This is a genomic window from Lentzea sp. NPDC058450 (assembly GCF_042721395.1).
Classification (GTDB): Bacteria; Actinomycetota; Actinomycetes; order Mycobacteriales; family Pseudonocardiaceae; genus Lentzea.
Genome location: NZ_JBHXLO010000009.1, coordinates 1 through 16,604, shown reverse-complemented (window position 1 = coordinate 16,604; position 16,604 = coordinate 1). Strand labels below are relative to the sequence as shown.

General features: G+C 68.5%; 16 protein-coding genes. 8 read left to right on the top strand and 8 right to left on the bottom strand.

Annotation, left to right across the window (positions count from 1 at the left end; all coding sequences use genetic code 11):
* On the bottom strand, window positions 1-1,656 hold the full coding sequence (locus ACFWNN_RS16345) for an AMP-binding protein (protein ID WP_382440724.1): 1,656 nt from the start codon (window positions 1,654-1,656) through the stop codon (window positions 1-3).
* A 138-nt stretch (window positions 1,657-1,794) separates the two neighbouring features.
* Here ACFWNN_RS16345 and ACFWNN_RS16340 point away from each other — a divergent pair, with 138 nt between their 5' ends.
* Together ACFWNN_RS16340 and ACFWNN_RS16335 are read left to right on the top strand one after the other, a co-directional pair.
* Window positions 1,795-2,511, top strand: a complete 717-nt coding sequence (locus ACFWNN_RS16340) for a LuxR C-terminal-related transcriptional regulator (RefSeq protein WP_382440723.1) — start codon at window positions 1,795-1,797, stop codon at window positions 2,509-2,511.
* A gap of 21 nt (window positions 2,512-2,532) precedes the next feature.
* Window positions 2,533-2,934 (top strand): nitroreductase family deazaflavin-dependent oxidoreductase, encoded by a 402-nt coding sequence (locus ACFWNN_RS16335; RefSeq protein ID WP_382440722.1) that lies wholly within the window; start codon window positions 2,533-2,535, stop codon window positions 2,932-2,934.
* On the opposite strand, the gene ACFWNN_RS16330 is transcribed toward ACFWNN_RS16335, so the two are convergent.
* Window positions 2,890-3,453 (bottom strand): hypothetical protein, encoded by a 564-nt coding sequence (locus tag ACFWNN_RS16330; RefSeq protein WP_382440721.1) that lies wholly within the window; start codon window positions 3,451-3,453, stop codon window positions 2,890-2,892. The genes ACFWNN_RS16335 and ACFWNN_RS16330 overlap by 45 nt on opposite strands.
* A complete protein-coding gene (locus ACFWNN_RS16325; protein ID WP_382440720.1) occupies window positions 3,450-4,013 on the bottom strand; it encodes a TetR/AcrR family transcriptional regulator in 564 nt (187 codons plus the stop codon). Before ACFWNN_RS16325 ends, ACFWNN_RS16330 begins: the two co-directional genes overlap by 4 nt.
* Before the next feature lie 161 nt (window positions 4,014-4,174).
* Here ACFWNN_RS16325 and ACFWNN_RS16320 point away from each other — a divergent pair, with 161 nt between their 5' ends.
* Window positions 4,175-5,584: a trypsin-like serine protease gene (locus ACFWNN_RS16320; RefSeq protein ID WP_382440719.1), complete on the top strand. Its 1,410-nt coding sequence runs from the start codon at window positions 4,175-4,177 to the stop codon at window positions 5,582-5,584.
* A gap of 869 nt (window positions 5,585-6,453) precedes the next feature.
* Window positions 6,454-7,677: a family 16 glycosylhydrolase gene (locus tag ACFWNN_RS16315; RefSeq protein ID WP_382440718.1), complete on the top strand. Its 1,224-nt coding sequence runs from the start codon at window positions 6,454-6,456 to the stop codon at window positions 7,675-7,677.
* A 112-nt stretch (window positions 7,678-7,789) separates the two neighbouring features.
* Here the strand turns inward: ACFWNN_RS16315 and ACFWNN_RS16310 are convergent, their stop codons facing one another.
* From ACFWNN_RS16310 to ACFWNN_RS16295, 4 genes are read right to left on the bottom strand one after another with little or no spacing between them, the layout of a single operon-like run.
* Window positions 7,790-8,245: a hypothetical protein gene (locus tag ACFWNN_RS16310; RefSeq protein ID WP_382440717.1), complete on the bottom strand. Its 456-nt coding sequence runs from the start codon at window positions 8,243-8,245 to the stop codon at window positions 7,790-7,792.
* Between the two features lie 9 nt (window positions 8,246-8,254).
* Window positions 8,255-9,112, bottom strand: a complete 858-nt coding sequence (locus tag ACFWNN_RS16305) for an ornithine cyclodeaminase family protein (RefSeq protein ID WP_382440716.1) — start codon at window positions 9,110-9,112, stop codon at window positions 8,255-8,257.
* Window positions 9,113-9,137: 25 nt separating this feature from the next.
* Window positions 9,138-9,299, bottom strand: a complete 162-nt coding sequence (locus ACFWNN_RS16300; protein ID WP_382440715.1) for a DUF397 domain-containing protein — start codon at window positions 9,297-9,299, stop codon at window positions 9,138-9,140.
* A gap of 10 nt (window positions 9,300-9,309) precedes the next feature.
* Window positions 9,310-10,140, bottom strand: coding sequence for a DUF5753 domain-containing protein (locus tag ACFWNN_RS16295; RefSeq protein ID WP_382440714.1), 831 nt, complete (start codon window positions 10,138-10,140; stop codon window positions 9,310-9,312).
* A gap of 103 nt (window positions 10,141-10,243) precedes the next feature.
* Between ACFWNN_RS16295 and ACFWNN_RS16290 the strand changes: the two genes are divergently transcribed.
* The gene (locus ACFWNN_RS16290) at window positions 10,244-10,456 is read left to right on the top strand and encodes a zinc finger protein (RefSeq protein WP_382440713.1); all 213 of its coding nucleotides are present in this window, start codon (window positions 10,244-10,246) and stop codon (window positions 10,454-10,456) included.
* A complete protein-coding gene (locus ACFWNN_RS16285) occupies window positions 10,381-10,689 on the top strand; it encodes a hypothetical protein (protein ID WP_382440939.1) in 309 nt (102 codons plus the stop codon). Before ACFWNN_RS16290 ends, ACFWNN_RS16285 begins: the two co-directional genes overlap by 76 nt.
* Here ACFWNN_RS16285 and ACFWNN_RS16280 read toward each other — a convergent pair.
* Entirely contained in the window at window positions 10,673-11,521 is an 849-nt protein-coding gene (locus tag ACFWNN_RS16280) for a hypothetical protein (RefSeq protein ID WP_382440712.1), read from the bottom strand. The genes ACFWNN_RS16285 and ACFWNN_RS16280 overlap by 17 nt on opposite strands.
* A 23-nt stretch (window positions 11,522-11,544) precedes the next feature.
* Here ACFWNN_RS16280 and ACFWNN_RS16275 point away from each other — a divergent pair, with 23 nt between their 5' ends.
* Together ACFWNN_RS16275 and ACFWNN_RS16270 are read left to right on the top strand one after the other, a co-directional pair.
* The gene (locus ACFWNN_RS16275; RefSeq protein ID WP_382440711.1) at window positions 11,545-14,655 is read left to right on the top strand and encodes a phosphodiester glycosidase family protein; all 3,111 of its coding nucleotides are present in this window, start codon (window positions 11,545-11,547) and stop codon (window positions 14,653-14,655) included.
* A 48-nt stretch (window positions 14,656-14,703) separates the two neighbouring features.
* Window positions 14,704-16,365, top strand: a complete 1,662-nt coding sequence (locus tag ACFWNN_RS16270) for a DEAD/DEAH box helicase (protein WP_382440710.1) — start codon at window positions 14,704-14,706, stop codon at window positions 16,363-16,365.
* Window positions 16,366-16,604 lie beyond the last annotated feature (239 nt).

Sequence of the window (16,604 nt, the reverse complement as noted above, 5' to 3'; positions counted from 1 at the left end):
TCAGGACCGGAGTTCGGGGAACTGGTCGTCCCTCCACTCCCCTCCCTGCGCCACGCCCTTCTCCTCGCGCTCCCGCAGGTCCACCCGGCGGATCTTCCCCGACACCGTCTTCGGCAGCTCGAAGAACTCCAACCGGCGGATCCGCTGGAACGGCGCGAGGTTCTCCCGCGCGTGCTTCAGGATCTGCAACGCCGTCTCCCGGCTGGGCTCCCACCCCGCGCTCAACGCCACGTAAGCCTTGGGGACCGCCAACCTCAGCGGATCGGGCGCCGGCACCACGGCCGCCTCCGTCACCGCGGGGTGCTCGATCAGCACGCTCTCCAGCTCGAACGGCGAGATCTTGTAGTCCGAAGCCTTGAACACGTCGTCCGTGCGCCCGATGTAGAACAGGTACCCGTCTTCGTCCCGGCTCGCGATGTCGCCCGTGTGGTAGAAACCGCCGGCCATCGCCTCGGCGTTGCGTTCGGGATCCCCGTGGTACCCGACCATCAACGACATCGGCCGTTGCGCGAGGTCGATGCAGATCTCGCCCTCGTCGGCCAGTTCGCCGCTGATCGGATCGACCAGGACCACCGGAACGCCCCGCAACGGCCGTCCCATCGAGCCGAGCTTCACGGCCGCACCCGGCACGTTGCCGACCGACAGCGTGGTCTCGGTCTGCCCGAACCCGTCGCGGATCGTGAGCCCCCACTGCTGCTGGACCTGCTCGACCACCTCGGGGTTCAACGGCTCCCCGGCCGCCACGACCTCGCGCAACGAGCCCGCCCCGCCGCTCAGGTCGGCCTTGATCAGCATCCGCCACACCGTCGGCGGCGCGCAGAACGTCGTGACGCCCTTCGCCCGGATCTGCCCGAGCAACGCGGCCGCGTCGAACCGCGCGTAGTTGTAGACGAAGATCGTCGCCTCGGCGATCCACGGCGCGAAGAAGCAGCTCCAGGCGTGCTTGGCCCAGCCGGGTGAGCTGATGTTGAGGTGCACGTCGCCGGGCTTCACGCCGATCCAGTGCATGGTCGTCAGGTGCCCGACCGGGTACGACACCTGGGTGTGCTCGACGAGTTTCGGGCGACTGGTCGTGCCGGACGTGAAGTACAGCAGCAGCCGGTCGTCGGCCCGGGTCTTGGGGTGCGGCAACGGGTTGTCCGGCGCCTCGGCCGTCTCCGCGTAGTCGAGCCAGCCCGCGGCCTGACCGCCGACGGAGATCAGCACGGGCCCGTCCTCGAACTTGTCCGCGTCTTCCACGCGCGCGATGACGTGCCGGACCGCGCCCCGGTGCAGCCGGTCGGCGAGGTCCGCGGGCCCGAGCGCGGTGGTCGTCGGCATGATCACCGCGCCGAGCTTCATCACCGCGAGCATCGACTCCCACAGCTCGACCTGGTTGCCGAGCATGATCATCACGCTGTCGCCCTTGCCGACGCCGTGCCACGCGAGCCACCGCGCCACGCTGTTCGACCGGCGGCGCAGCTCGTCGAACGAGTAGGCGCGCTCGGAGCCGTCCTCCTCGACGATGTGCAAAGCAGTAGTGGCATTGCCCTCGGCGATGAAGTCGAACCAGTCGTGCGCCCAGTTGAAGCTGCCGCCGAAGCTCGGCCAGCTGAACGCGTCCGGGTCCGTGAGCATGAGGTCGCGAGCCGCGCGGTAGGTGTCGTGACTGGACATGTGCCGAGGGTGCGAGCGTCCGGGCGCCCGGTATACCCCCGATCGGGGGTGCACCCCTTTTCGAGGGTGCCGTCGTCGGCGAAACTGCTGGACGTGCTGCCAGACCGTTTCCAGGCGCTGTTGCCTCAGCGTCTGGACATGCTCCGCCGTGCCACCGGGCTGCCCGTCGTGTTCGGCGGCGCGGTCACGCCTGGCCACGAGCTGCTGCTGAGCAGCTTCCAGGGCACGCACGGCACGTCGTTGCACGGCCTGCGCGTCGGCACGGGCCGCGGCCTCGGCGGCACGGCCATCGCGATGGGCACGGCAGTGCGCGTCAACGACTACGCCTCGACCCGCGCGATCACCCACGAGTTCGATCAGATGGTGGTCGTGAACGAACGCCTCACCTCGGTGTTCGCCTACCCCGTCACGGTCCGCGGGACCGTGCAGGGTGTCCTCTACGGCGCCGTCCGCGGGCAGACCACCGTGGGCGATCGGGCCATCAGGATGGCCGGCGCCATCGCACAGGGATTCGCACAGGACCTGGACATGCCTTCCATTCACACGCAGGCGGCACTGCGCGAGCTGGCCGAGGTGGCCAAGCTCGTCGGCGATCCCGTGCTGCGCGAACGACTTCGCAAGGTCCACCAGAACCTCGGCGGCGAGCCGGCGGTGAGCGTCCCGTCCGGACTGACACCGCGCGAACTCGATACGCTCCGGCTGGCCGCGGTCGGCGCGTCCAACCGCGAGATCGCCGCAGAGCTCGGGTTGAGCACCGAAACCGTCAAGGCCTACCTCCGGGGCGCGATGCGCAAGCTGGGGGTGCACAACAGAACCGCCGCGGTCCACGCGGCGAGGTCGACGGGAGCGCTCTGAATGTCGTTGATGGAGAAGGCCGTGATCGGGACCGATCGCCTGCTCTACAAGTTGACCAACGGCAAGTTCACGGTCATGAACATGTCCAAGCAGACCGGACTCACCCTGATCACCGTTGGCGCCAAGAGCGGCGAACGGCGCGAGAACCAGGTCCAGTACGTGGCCGACGGCGACTCGATGCTCGTCGTGGGGTCCAACTGGGGCAAGCCGAATCATCCGGCGTGGACGGCGAACCTGCTGAAGAACCCGGACTTCCAGGTCAACGTGCGCGGCGACGTGCGGGACGTGCGCGCGACGTTGCTCGAAGGCGCCGACCGGGAGGCCGCCTGGACGACGATGGTGGCGGCCTACCCGGCGTTCCAGGACTACGTGGCGAAGTCAGGCGGCCGCGAGCTGCGGGTCTTCCGCCTCACGGCGCGCTGAGTCCCACGCCAGCCACACGCAGCCCGCGATCATGAGGACGCCGTGCGCGATCCTCACCGCGGGCGGCGTGAAGAACTGCGGCAGGAACAACGCGAAGCCCGCCGCGAACACGATCGCCGCCGGTGTCCGCAGCCGCGCCGCGACCATGACCGCCGCGACCCCCATCGTGACCAGCCCGACGCCGAAGATCGTGATGGCGAACGGGTTGTAGCGCACCGCCTCGGCGAGCTCGAGGACGTTCGGCTGCCGCGCGATCGCGTGCAGGCCGAAGTCCTCGGCGCCGTAGTACGGCAGCGTCAGCCCGGCGCCGACCCAGAACGTGATCGCGGCGGTGCGGTGGATCTCCAGCAGCGCGATCGGCACCAGGATGAACCCGATCATCGCGAACAAGTGCGACAGCACCCAGGCGGTGGACCCCATCGAGGCCGCCGCACCGGCCGCCGTCGTCTCGTCGTGCCACGGTCTCAAAGCGGGATACAGCAGAAATAACAGGCCCGCGGCGGTCAGCGTCCACTTCATGATTGCCCCCTGAGATCGTCGAGATACATCCGGACGAGCTGGTCGTACGTCTCGTCGAGTCCTTCGGGCAGCCCGAAACCGCCGCCGGACTCGATCGACGCGAAGCCGTGCACGATCACCCGCAACCGCCGCGCGGCGTGGATGGCTTGGGAGCCCTCCAAGCCGTAGCTCCGCAACGCGGCGAACATGACCTCCATGAGCTTCATGCCCGCGTCGCGCTGCAGTTCGTCGTGCAACGGATCGACAGGCATTGCGCCGTAACGCTTCGGGCGCTCACGGACGTACGCCCGATACGCGTGCATGAGCGCCGCCACCGCGTCATCCCCCGCACGACCGATGACCGCGCCCGTGAACCGCTCGGCCATCTCCTCCAGCACCCGCACGCCGACATGGCCGCGCAGCTCACCAAGGCTCGCGACGTGCTTGTACAGCGAAGGCGTTGCGACACCGGTCTTCGCGGCCACGGCAGCAAGCGTCAGCGCCTCGACCCCTTGTTCGTCGACCAGTTCCAGCGCGGCGTCCACGACCTTGGCGGTGCTGAGACGAGGGCGAACGTTCATAGCCTAAAAGCTAATGACCATAGCCATGCAACGTCAAGTGAGGAGATTGCGTAGAGATCCTGCGAAGACGTGGGCGGGGAGCCCCGGTTCGCGGCTATGAAGGGCAAGTCATTCGCATCGGTAAGGAGATTCCATTGCGTCCAGCCAGGATCCTGGGGGCGGTGACCGCGGGCTTGTTCGTCGCGGCGACCGTCACGGCTGCACCGGCCAACGCCGGCCCGACGATCACGATCAACGCCGACTCCGTCCGCGAGTCGCTCGACTACCTCCAAGCGACCTACAAGGTCAGCGAGCGCGAGGCGTTACGCAGACTCCAACTCCAGAACGACGCCACCAAGCTCGAAACCACCCTCAAGCGCGACGCCGCCACCGAGTACGGCGGCATGTGGATCGACCAGCAGGCGGGCGGCAAGCTCGTCGTGGCGATGACCAACCCGGCCGCCGCCCAACGACAACTCGCCACCCTCCCCGACCGCGCGAACGTCACGGTCCGCACCGTCAAGAACTCCCTGGCCACCCTCCAGTCGACGCACGACCGAATCGCCCGCCAACTGGGCGCGGGCGCCGACTCGGTGTACCTCCCGGCCGTCAGCCAGACCGAGAACCGAGTGGTCGTCTGGGAACGCTCCTGGCTCAAGCAACCAGGCGCCGCCGCCCAAGCCCAGGAGATGAGCGCACTCAACGCGGACCCGTCCATCGTCTCGGCCCGCACGCTCAAACAACCCACCCCGTACTCGGGCAACCCGGTCGACTGGGGCTTCTGCCACCCGCTGTACTGCACGAACTACGGCCCCATGCGAGGCGGCCTGCGCCTGGACATGAGGCGTGACAACGGCACCACCGGCGGCTGCACCAGCGCGTTCAACCTCCGCACCACCGGCGGCGCCTTCCCGGGCGTCCCCTGGGTCCTCACCGCGGGCCACTGCATGTCCACCAAGACCAACAACGTGCCGACCGAGCACAACAACCAGCCGATCCTCACCCAGCACGGCATCGAGAAGAACGCGTACCCCTACGACTACGCGGCCGTCCGCTACCTCGACCAGGCCACCGCCGACACGTGGCTGGAGAACCAGACCAACCGCAACACGGTCCTCAAGTACTGCCGCAACGGCGGCCTGGACAGCAACGGCGACACCCCGTGCGGCCCCCAGGCAACCTCCCAGAACCAGCCGATCACCTCAGTGACCCCACTGGCTCAAATCCTCCCCGGCGCCATCGTCTGCGCCAGCGGCTCAGGCTCCAGCGCAGTCAACTACCCGGACTCCTACGACAGCGGCGCAGGCGAGGGCTACCTCGTCGGCACCCGCTGCGGCCGAGTCCTCTCCACCGACGTGGGCATCAACACCGACATCTGCGCCCGCAACGGCGACAGCGGCAGCCCGCTCTTCAGCCAGGTCACCCAAGCAGGCCTGGGCATCCTCAACGGCAGCCAGCAATCCCGCAGCGGCGCCTGCCAACTCGGCGAACTCAACAACTACTCGCCGCTCTCCACCATCCTCGAAGACCTCAGCGCCCGCCAGGCAAGCGGCGACTCGACCTTCAACCTGATCACCACCCCGCAGGGCTGACCACGCCACGCCAGGTCCGGGAGGTCGCAAGGCCTCCCGGACCGGCACTCCAACCGAGCACAACAACCAGAGCAAGCTCGCCGAGCACAGCGGCCGGAACGAGGTCGCCGAGCGCAGCGGCCCCAGCGAAGTGGCCAAGCGGCAGTGGTCGCGGCGAGGTGGCCAAGCGGCAGTGGTCGGGGCGTGCGGGCTGGGCGTGTGGGTCGGCGGTGAGCCAAGACGGGTGGACCTTGCCGGGTACCAATGGCTTGAGGACATGCGAAGCCGAAGGCGAGCCCGTACGAGCGCAAGCATCGCGACGGCGCAGCCGAGCGCCCGGCCAAGACCCGAGCGCAATGCCGAAGGCGAGGCGTCCTTACCTCTTAGCTCCGGTCAAGCGGTATCGGTGACGTACCAGCACAAACGCAACCACGCACCCGAAGAGATTGGGGCTTGACTTTGGGTGCGAGGTGCTAGCTTCTCGAGCTCGGCCGGGCGCTTTTCAGCCCGGCCTTTTCCGGCCGATGAGCGCCTCGCAAGGGCCCCGAAGTCAAGCCCCAATCTCTATCGTCGCGCAGCGGCGATGACTCGACCACTCTCGTCCGCAGTTGTCTTTGCACCCAAAGCAACCACCAACGCAACGCAACCCGACCCCAGACACCCACAGCCCCCACACACCCCACAGACCCCCACTGGTTGGACCTTTCACCCCCCGCCACACCCCCACCACCCCAAACCACCTCCCAGAACCCCAGGCCAGAAGCTTGATCCCTTGAGAGCGCTCTCATCTGCCAATAATCTGAAAACCTTTACAAGTTGACCCAGAGTCACAGCATGACAACACTTCCGAACCACTGGGCGCTCAACTAACACCCGGAAAGGTCGGTTCGATGCATCGACGCATCGGGACGGCCCTTGCCGCTGCCTTGATGGTGGCCGCAGGGATCACCGTCGCCACCACCAGCCAAGCTCCCCCTGCCAACGCGGCGGTGACCTGGGCCGACGAGTTCAACGCTCCTGCCGGCACAGGTGTCGACGGCAGCAAGTGGCAAATGGAAGTAGGCAACAACAACGGCAACAACAGGGAACACCAGTGGTACCAGTCGGGTACCTCCAACGCGGCGCACGACGGCCAGGGCAACCTGGTCATCACGGCCAAGAAGGAGAACCCCGGCAACTACACCTGCTGGTACGGAAGGTGTCAGTACACGTCCGCGCGCATCAACACGGCGGGCAAGTTCACCCAGACGTACGGTCGCTTCGAAGCGCGCATGAAGATGCCGCGCGGCAAGGGCATCTGGCCGGCGTTCTGGATGCTCGGTGCTGACATCAACAGCGGCAACCCGTGGCCGGGTTCCGGTGAGATCGACATCATGGAGTTCCTGGGACACCAGACGAACACCGTGTACGGCACCATCCACGGCCCCGGTTACTCGGGCGCGGGCGGCAAGTCCCACGCCTACAACGGCCCGAACTTCTCCGACGGGTTCCACAACTTCGCGGTTGACTGGAAGCCGGGCGAGATCACGTGGTCGGTGGACGGCAACGTCTACGCCCGCAACACGCCGACCGACGTCAACGGCAACCCGTGGGTGTTCAACAAGCCCTTCTTCATCATCATCAACCTCGCGGTCGGTGGTGAGTGGCCGGGCTACCCGGACGCCAGCACGACGTTCCCGCAGCAGCTCGTGATCGACTGGGTCCGCGTCTCCAACGACTCCCCGCCTCCCGGCGGTGGTGGTTCGGAGATCCGCGGCATCGCCGGCAAGTGCCTCGACGTGCCCTGGGCCAACACGGCCAACGGCACGCCCATCCAGATCGTCGGCTGCAACGGCAACGCCGCCCAGAAGTGGAGCCGTCCCGGTGACGGCACGATCCGCGCGCTGGGCAAGTGCCTCGACGTCAACGGCGGCGGGACCGCCAACGGAACTGTCGTCCAGCTCTGGGACTGCAACGGAAGCCCAGCCCAGCAATGGGCGGTCTCCGGAGCGAACGACATCGTGAACCCGCAGGCCAACAAATGCCTCGACGCCATCGGTGGGTCCTCCGCCGACGGGACGAGAACGCACATCTGGGAATGCCTCGGCGTGGCCAGCCAGAAGTGGCAGGTCTGACGAGCTCTTCCTGACGGGTTGCGCATGGCCTGACAGGAAGAAATCAAGGGCGCTGGACGTGAACCCCCGCGGCGGATGGGTTCACGTCCAGCGCTTCTCTCGTTCCAGGCCGTCAAGCCCGCTTGCGGCGCGCGATCTCGTCGGAGAGCTGCCGCACACGGGCGGGGTCCACGTCCCGGGCCAACGCGACGCAGTGGTCCATGACGGCCGGCCGGTAGCGCACGGGCAACGTCTGTCCCGGTGCGAGCCGGGTGAGCTCGGTGATCGTGAGGTCCTCGTCCGCGATGCCGCGGAACGAGACGCCGTCGGCGGTCTCCACGTCGAACATCAGCACCACGCGCGGATTGCTGTTGACCTCCCGCCAGTCGACGAGAGTGCCGAGCGCGAGCACCCCTGCCCGCAGTTCCGCGATGCGCGTCCGGGCATCACCGCTCAGGAACGGGTTCGGGGCGACACCGGGGAACTCAGGCCCCACGCCGAGCGACTCCCGGCTCAGGTCGGGCCTGAGCTGCGCCATCACCTCGCCGAGGTCGTTCAGCCCACGGGACTTCTTCTTCCAGCCGAACACCCGCACCCCCTATGCCAGCAAGCGTGCGACGGCCCAGTCCTGCACCGCCACCCCGACCGACTTGAACACCGTTCGGCCCTCCCGCAACGGCGGATTCCCCAGCGCCGCACCGAGTTCCACGAGCGACTCCAGCCGCAGCACGCCGCTCTGCACCGCCCGGATGATCTCCCCGGCCTCGCTCAGCGCCGCCTCGACCTGGTCCACCACCACGACCCCGGCCGTCGCCAGCAACTCCTCCGGCAGCTCCCGCATCACCGGCCGGTAGGACCCGATCGCGTTGACGTGCACGCGTTCCTTCAGGTCGTCGCACCCGAACAACGGCACCGTCGACGCCGTCGCACAACACACGACGTCCGCGTCCCGCACGGCCTCCTGCGGCGTCGCCGCCACGTCCATCACGGTGTCCGGCAGCTCGTCCTTGAGGCTCTCCAGCAACGCCTCGGCCTTCTTGACGTTCCGGTTGAACACGACGAGCTTCTTCAACGGCCGCACCGCGTGCACGGCCCGCACCTGATCGGCCGCCTGCGCCCCGGCCCCCAGCAACGCGAGGTGCGACGCGTCCTCGTCGGCCAGCAGATCCGTCGCCACCCCGACCACGGCGCCGGTCCGCAACGTCGTGAGCGGCACCGCGTCCGTCACGAACTGACCGTCCGGATGCGAGTACACGACCGTGCCCGTGATGACCGGGTCGCGCTCGATCTCGATGCTGACCACCTTGACCGCCGTCGACCGCGTCGGCCGGTGGTGCACCGCCATGACGAGCGACCGGCTGTCCGCGAACGCCTGCCGCGGCGGCAGGTCGAACTCCTCCGCGGCCAACCCGGCGAACGCTTCTCGGACGGCTTCGATCGCGGCGGGCATCGTCATGGTTCGGATGGTAACGACCGGCGCGTCAGCCCGATCGCTTGACGGTGCCGAGGAACGAGGACCAGGCGGCCGCCCCCACCTCGACGTGGACGGCGGTCGCCTTGCTGTCCCGGATCCCGACGCCAGTGGCGATCTCCACGCACGCACTGGCGTTCGCGCTGTAGCTGCTCTTGCGCCACTCAGCCATCGGGCTCTCCTCAGATCAGCAGGTTCTTGATCAGTCCCCTCGATTGTTCCGCATCCAAGGCGACGAGTTCGAGCCCTTCGACGATCCGGCTGTACGCCTTGACCGCGGCCGGTGCCTCGATGATCAGGCTGGAGTTCTCGCTCTCCAGGAAGACGACGTCGTCGTACTTGTCGAAGGTCAGCATGTCGAACGACCCGCCCATGCCGGCGTGCGCACCGACTCCCAGCGGCACGACCCGGAACGAGACGCTGGGCCGCGCCGCCAGCTTGTCGAGGTGCCGCAACTGCGCCTGCATCACCTCGGTCCCACCGACCTCGTTGCGGAGCACCGCCTCGGGGATGAAGAACACCGGCTTCATCCCCGACCGGAACGCCTCCTGCCGCAATGCCCTGGCCGCGATCCGCTCCTCCCGCTCATCGGCGGGGACGTTCACGCAGGCGGCGATGACGGCGCGCGTGTAGTCCGGGATCTGCACCATCCCGTGCAGCAGCATCGTCTGCCAGCTGAACAGCTTCTTCGCCAGCCGCTCGTGCTCGACCAGCGTGCGGGGGCTGATCGGCGCACACGCCCCGTGCTCCTGCCACCACCCCCGGATCCCCGTCCCGGTGTAGAGCGACAGCAGGTGGTCCCGCTCGACCGGAGGCGTCCGGCACGCGCCCAGCAACAACGCGAGTTCCAGCTCGGTGATGCCGCCCTTGCCGTTCACGGCATCCGAAACCTTGGCCTCGTTCCAACCCACGACATCGGCGATCGCCCGCGAGGTCATTCCGGTCGCGGCGATGGCGGCACGAAGTCCCTCACCGAACTCACGACCCCGAACAGTGGAGTATCTCTTTGGCATGGCGCAGACCGTAGACCCATTCCGAGTCGCCTCAGAACATTTGAAGCCAACATAACCCAAAAGGGCGTTCGCTTGGACGACCTCCAAGCTGCACACTAATTATGTGAAATACCGTTGGACGCCCCAGGAAGGGCAGCGCCACGCCGTCCCAGCAGACCTGAGCAGGGATCTTCCTGGCGAGACCCTGTGCGGCGACACCTATGTACCGCACCAGCGAAGCATGTGGCAAGAAAAGAACGTGTGGCCAACGTGCTGGGACTGCGACGGCATCTGGCGCGAGAACGAGGGGATCCTGCCGTGGCCGCGGAAATCCTGACGGAGGACCTCCTGAGGACAAGTCTTCAACGCCTCTCGCGTGAGGTGGTGAAGACTTATCCACAGTTCGGGGAACTCCTCGCGCAGAACATGCTGCGCACATGCGGGCTCATTCCCGATCCGGAACGCGCCGCGCATTATCGCGAGCTGGGCACGTTGCTGATCGACCTCGGCAGGCTCTACCACGCGGAGGCCGACGAACTCTCGACGATCGAGGTCAGCGATCCGACATGACGACCGCGCGGCCGCTGGTGTCGAACTCGTGCGCCAGCGTCCGCAGCGGCTGCCCTCCGGCGGCCCACGCGGCCGTCCAGGTCAGGCACTCGGCCGCGCCGTTGCCGCCGCGCTCCACGAGGTCGGTGCCGATCGAGTCGAGCCAGTCCCAGGACGTGCCGCCGATGCCGGTCAGGAACGACTCGTCCCACGCCTGCACCAACGAGCGGATGGTCCCCTCGGCGCGGGCGCGTTCGTTGACGGACTTGATCCACGCCTGGCGCTCCTCCTCCGTGAGCACCACGCCGGTCTCCGGCTCGCGGAAGCCCGGCAGGTCGTGGGCCAAGCCGCCGGAGCCGACGTAGAGCACGCGCCGGTCGGCGAAGAACTCGCCCACCTGACGTCCCAGCGCCGCCGCACGACGGAAGGTGGCGTGGGGCGGCGAGGCGCAGTTGACGAAGATCGGCAGGACGGGCTTGGCGTCGATCGAGCCCAGGAGGTCGCGGGTGGTGTGGCCGAAGGCGTGGTCCAACGCCGCCTCGTAGGCAGTGGCGATGTCGAACTCGTGCGCCACGAGGTCGGCCACCAGCGAGCGCCCCAACGAGGAAGGCACGTCGTAGGCGCCGACCGGGCCGGCGACATCGCCTTGGGCGGTGGCGGACAACACCACGGCGAAGGTCGGGACGACCGCGCGGAAGGCGCGGCGGTGGTCGGTGCCGAAGAAGACGACCAGGTCCGGGTCGAACGCGTCGACGGCCTCGCGGGCAGCGCCGATCGCCTCGCGCACCGGGCCGTGGGGTGCGCTGGGCAGGGTGATGAGGTGCGAGGCGCAGACCGTTAGGCGGTTCTTCACCGGGCCAGTCTAGGTTCCGGGGCGTGACGAGACGTGCACTTGCGGTGATCATCACCGCGGTCCTCCTTGCGCCCGTTGCCCCAGCTCACGCCGACGTCGCCAGACGCATCGAGACCGACCACACCGAGAGACCCGTCGCTCCTGGCGTCACGCTCAGCTCGTTCGACTGGTACCGGCCGGACGGGTGGGTCCGGGGTGACGCGCTCACCGTCGACCTCACCCGAGCCCAGGTCGGCTACGTCGATCCCGGCATCGTCGCGCACGCCGCTCCCCTGTCGCAGCAGGCGCCCAGAGCCGTCGCGGCGATCAACGGGGACTTCTTCGACATCAACAACTCTAACGCGCCGGAAGGCGTCGGCGTCCAGGACGGCGAGCTGCGGAAGTCGGGCAGCGGCCGGGCCGTGGGCATCGACGCGGCGGGCATCGGCAGCGTGATGGAGACCTTCTTCGAAGGCACGCTCAACGGCACGCACGAGCTGACGCAGCTCAACAGCGCGAAGATCGACGTGGACGGCATCGGCGTCTTCAGCCCGTTGTGGGGCACGTACAGCAGAGCGCGCGCCACGCAAGGTGCGTCCAATACGGCCGAGGTCATCGTCGAAGACGACGTAGTACGCACAGTCGGCATTCCGGGCAACGAGCCGATCAAGGGCCTCGCGCTGGTCGGCCGGGACAAGGGCGCGGACGTCCTCAGAACCCTCAAGCCCGGCGACCGGGTCGAGGTCAGCTACCGGAACCGCACGAGCAACGGCAGCGAGCCGCGCACGGCCATCGGCGGACGCCACCTGCTCGTCGAGAACGGCAGGAACGTCGCCCCGGCCGACCCGCTGCACCCGCGCACCGCCGTCGGGTTCTCCGCAGACGGCAAGAAGATGCAGATGCTGACCGTCGACGGACGGCAGAGCGCCTACCTGCAGGGCCTCGACCTGCGCGACCTCGCCGACGCCATGATCGAACTCGGCGCGCACAACGCCCTCAACCTCGACGGCGGCGGCTCGTCGACCATGCTCGCCCGCGAACCCGGCACCACCGGGCTGAAGGTCGTCAACACGCCCTCGGACGGCGGCGAACGCCCGATCCCCAACGGCCTCGCGCTCTACTCCCCCACGGGCTCACAACGCCTCGCCGGGTTCGACATCAAGACCGCGAGCACCCGCGTCTTCCCCGGCATGACGCGCCGGATGACCGTCCGCGGCCACGACGAGACGTTCGGACCGGCGCCGAGCGAGCACGTCTCACGCGCCACGAACGGATGGGCGATCGGCGACACCTTCCACGCTTCTCCCCACCCCGGATCCGCGACGTTCACCGCCTTCCGCGGCCTGACGACGAAACACCAGCAGCTCACCGTCCTGGGCAGGCTCACCAGACTCGCCCCGGAGCAAAGAAGGATCAGCCTCGGCGACGGCGAGCGCAAGCCTTTGCGCGTCAACGGCTTCGACCGCAAGGGTTTCAGCGCGCCGATCGAGCGCGCGGACCTCGACCTCAGCTACGACCGGAGGATCATCGAGATCACCCCGGACCTCCAGATCAAGGCGCTCCAGGCCGGTGCCACCACGATCAAGGCGCGCGCCCAGGGCGAGGAGACCCAGATAGCCGTCACGGTGGGCGTGCGGGAACAGCTGATCGCCGACTTCGCAGACGCTCCACAGTGGACCTTCGGATCGGCCAGAGCCAGCGGTAGGGCGGAGCCCGACCCGGACGGCCACACCGGCGCAGGCCTGAGGCTGAGCTACGACTTCACGCAGTCGACCGGCACCCGCACCGCCTACGCCGTCCCGCCGCGCCCGCTCCAGGTCGGCGGGCAACCCCTGTCGCTCGCCGCCTGGGTGCACGGCGCGGGCAACGGCGAGTGGACGGCGTTCACGGTGACCGACTCGACAGGACAGTCGCGGTCGCTCTACGGCCCGCACGTCACGTGGCACGGCTGGCAACGCGTCGAGGTCGCGGTGCCGCCGGAGCTCAGGTTCCCGGTCCAGGTCACGAGGTTCACCGTGATCGAGACACAGGCCGACCGCTCCTACACCGGCCAGCTCACCGTCGACGACATCACCGCGCAGGTGCCGCCGGACGTCACCCTCCCGCCGACGCAGGACCTGCGCGAGGACCACGTCGGCAAGGCCGAGGGCTGGACGTTCGCGGTCCTGTCCGACGCGCAGTTCGTCGCCAGGAACCCCGACAGCGACCTGGTGAAGTCCGCGCGCCGCACCCTCCAGGAGATCAGAAGGTCACCAGCCGAGTTCGTGGTGATCAACGGGGACTTCGTGGACGAGGCGTCACCGGAGGACCTGAAGCTCGCGAGAAAGATCCTGACCGAGGAGCTCGGCGACTTCCCCTGGTACTACGTGCCGGGCAACCACGAGATCATGGGGCCGGGCACGATCGAGAACTTCCGCCGCGAGTTCGGCGCCACGCACCGCACGTTCGACCACAGGGGCACGAGGTTCGTGCTGCTCGACTCCTCGACCGGAACGCTGCGGGGCGGCGGCTTCGAGCAGATGGAGATGCTCCACACGGCACTCGACACGGCGGCGGGTCAGGCCGTCGTGCTGATGCACCACCCACCGCGCGACCCCACGCCCGCGCGCACGAGCCAGCTCGCCGACCGCCTGGAAGCGGAGCATTTCGAAACCCTGCTGTCCGAACGAGACGAACCCACGGCGTTGGTCACCGGGCACGTCGGCGGGTTCTTCGCGTCCACAGTGGACGGCGTCGCGCAGGTGATCAACGGCAACTCCGGCAAGGCACCCGCCGAACCGGGTGGCTTCACCGGCTGGACGCTCGTCGGCGTGACGGACCGGAACATCAGGGCCGAGATCCGGCCGCACGTGGACGCGCTCCAGGTCACGGCTCCGGCGACGCTGCGATCGGGCGGCGCGGAAACGGTTGCGGCCACGGTGAAACAGGGTGCGAGGCAGATCCCGGTCCGTTATCCGATCGGCGCGGTGTGGGAAGGGTCACGTGGATTGCACGTGGGCGACAAGGCCGGACTCCGGCCGTGGCACGTCGCTTGGCTCGAACCGGACAAGGGTGTCCTCACCGGAATCAGGCCTGGTCAGGCGAAGATCTCGGTCACGGTCAACGGCGTGACGGCCGGCGCCGAGGTTCGCGTGGAGGCGACGAATGCCGCCTGAGCTGGTCTGAGTGAGTGCGATGTGAGGCGGTGGGGGAAGATACTCCCCATGACCACCGCCGACAACGGTTTCGCCGACCTGGGGCTGCGCTCCGACATCCTCAACGCACTCACCACGCTGGGCTACGAGGAGCCGACGCCGATCCAGAGCGAAGCGATCCCGCCCCTGCTCGCGGGCAACGACCTGCTGGGCCAGGCGGCGACGGGCACCGGCAAGACGGCGGCGTTCGCGCTGCCGCTGCTCGAACGCATCGCCGACCAGATCGGCAAGGGCGAGAAGCCGCTCGCCCTCGTGCTCGCCCCGACCCGTGAACTGGCCGTGCAGGTGTCCGAGGCGGTGCACCGCTACGGCCGGCACATGGGCGCCCGCGTCCTGCCGATCTACGGCGGCCAGCCGATCGGCCGCCAGCTGCGCGAGCTGTCCCGCGGCGTCGACGTGGTGGTCGCGACCCCCGGCCGCGCCATCGACCACCTCCAGCGCGGCACGCTGCAGCTGAGCGACCTGAAGGTCGTCGTGCTCGACGAGGCCGACGAGATGCTCGACATGGGCTTCGCGGAGGACATCGACGCGATCCTCACCGAGACCCCGGCCGAGCGGCAGACCGTGCTGTTCTCGGCCACGATGCCCCCGCGCATCGACCGCATGGCGAAGAGCCACCTGCGCACCCCGACGCTCATCCAGATCGAGCGCGAGAAGACCGAGCCAGGCGAGGCCCCGCGCGTCCGCCAGACCGCGTACCTGGTCCGCCGCGAGCACAAGCCCGCCGCCCTGGGCCGCGTCCTGGACGTCGAGTCGCCCACCGCCGCCGTGGTCTTCTGCCGCACCCGTGACGAGGTCGACCAGCTCACCGAGACGCTGAACGGCCGCGGCTACCGCGCGGAGTCCCTGCACGGCGGCATCAGCCAGGAGCAGCGCGACCGGGTCATGTCCCGCCTGCGCTCCGGCACGGCCGACCTGCTGGTCGCCACCGACGTGGCCGCCCGAGGCCTCGACATCGAGCAGCTCACGCACGTCGTGAACTACAACGTGCCGTCCGCCCCCGAGGCCTACACCCACCGCATCGGCCGCGTCGGCCGCGCGGGCCGTGAGGGCGTCGCGATCACGCTGGTCGAGCCGCGCGAGAACTCGATGCTCAAGACGATCGAGCGCGTCACCAAGACGAAGATCCCCGTCGAGAAGGTCCCGACCGTCGCGGACCTGCGCGCCCGTCAGCTGGAGCTGACCCGGTCGTCGCTGCACGAGTCGCTGCTCGAGGACGACCTGTCGCGCTTCCGCGTCGTCGTCGAGACGCTGGCCGACGAGTTCGACGTCATGGAGATCGCCCTTGCCGCGGTGAAGCTGGCGCACGAGGCGTCTGGTGCCGCCGCTGACGAGGAGGAGATCCCGGAGGTTCGGCCTCGGGAGGACCGGCCGCGTCGCGACGGTGCGCCTGCTGGGCCTCGGCGGGAGCGTCGTGGGCCGTCGGAGGGCATGACCCGGCTGTTCCTGGGTGCCGGTCGGTCTTCCGGTATTCGGCCTCAGGACATCGTCGGGGCCATCACCGGGGAGACCCAGTTGAAGGGGCGGGACATCGGGGCGATCGAGATCGCTGACCGGTTCTCGCTGGTCGAGGTGCCTGGGCCGGCTGCGAACGACGTGATCGACCAGTTGCGTGACGCCACGATCAAGGGGAAGCGCGTGACGATCCGTCGGGAGCGTCAGCCCCGCTAGGTTTTTGGATTGGTGCGGCCCCGGTGCGTTTGCGCCGGGGCCGTTTGCCGTTTGGGGTCCTGTTCCAGCGGGGTTGGTCGCGTTCCAGCGGGGTTGGTCGCGTTCCTGGGGTTTGGTCGCCTTGCGAGGGTGGTCCATCAGGCAGTGACGAAAGACCTGGGGTGTGCGATTGGGGCTTGACTTCGGGGCCCTTGCGAGGCGCTCATCGGCCGGAAAAGGCCGGGCTGAAAAGCGCCCGG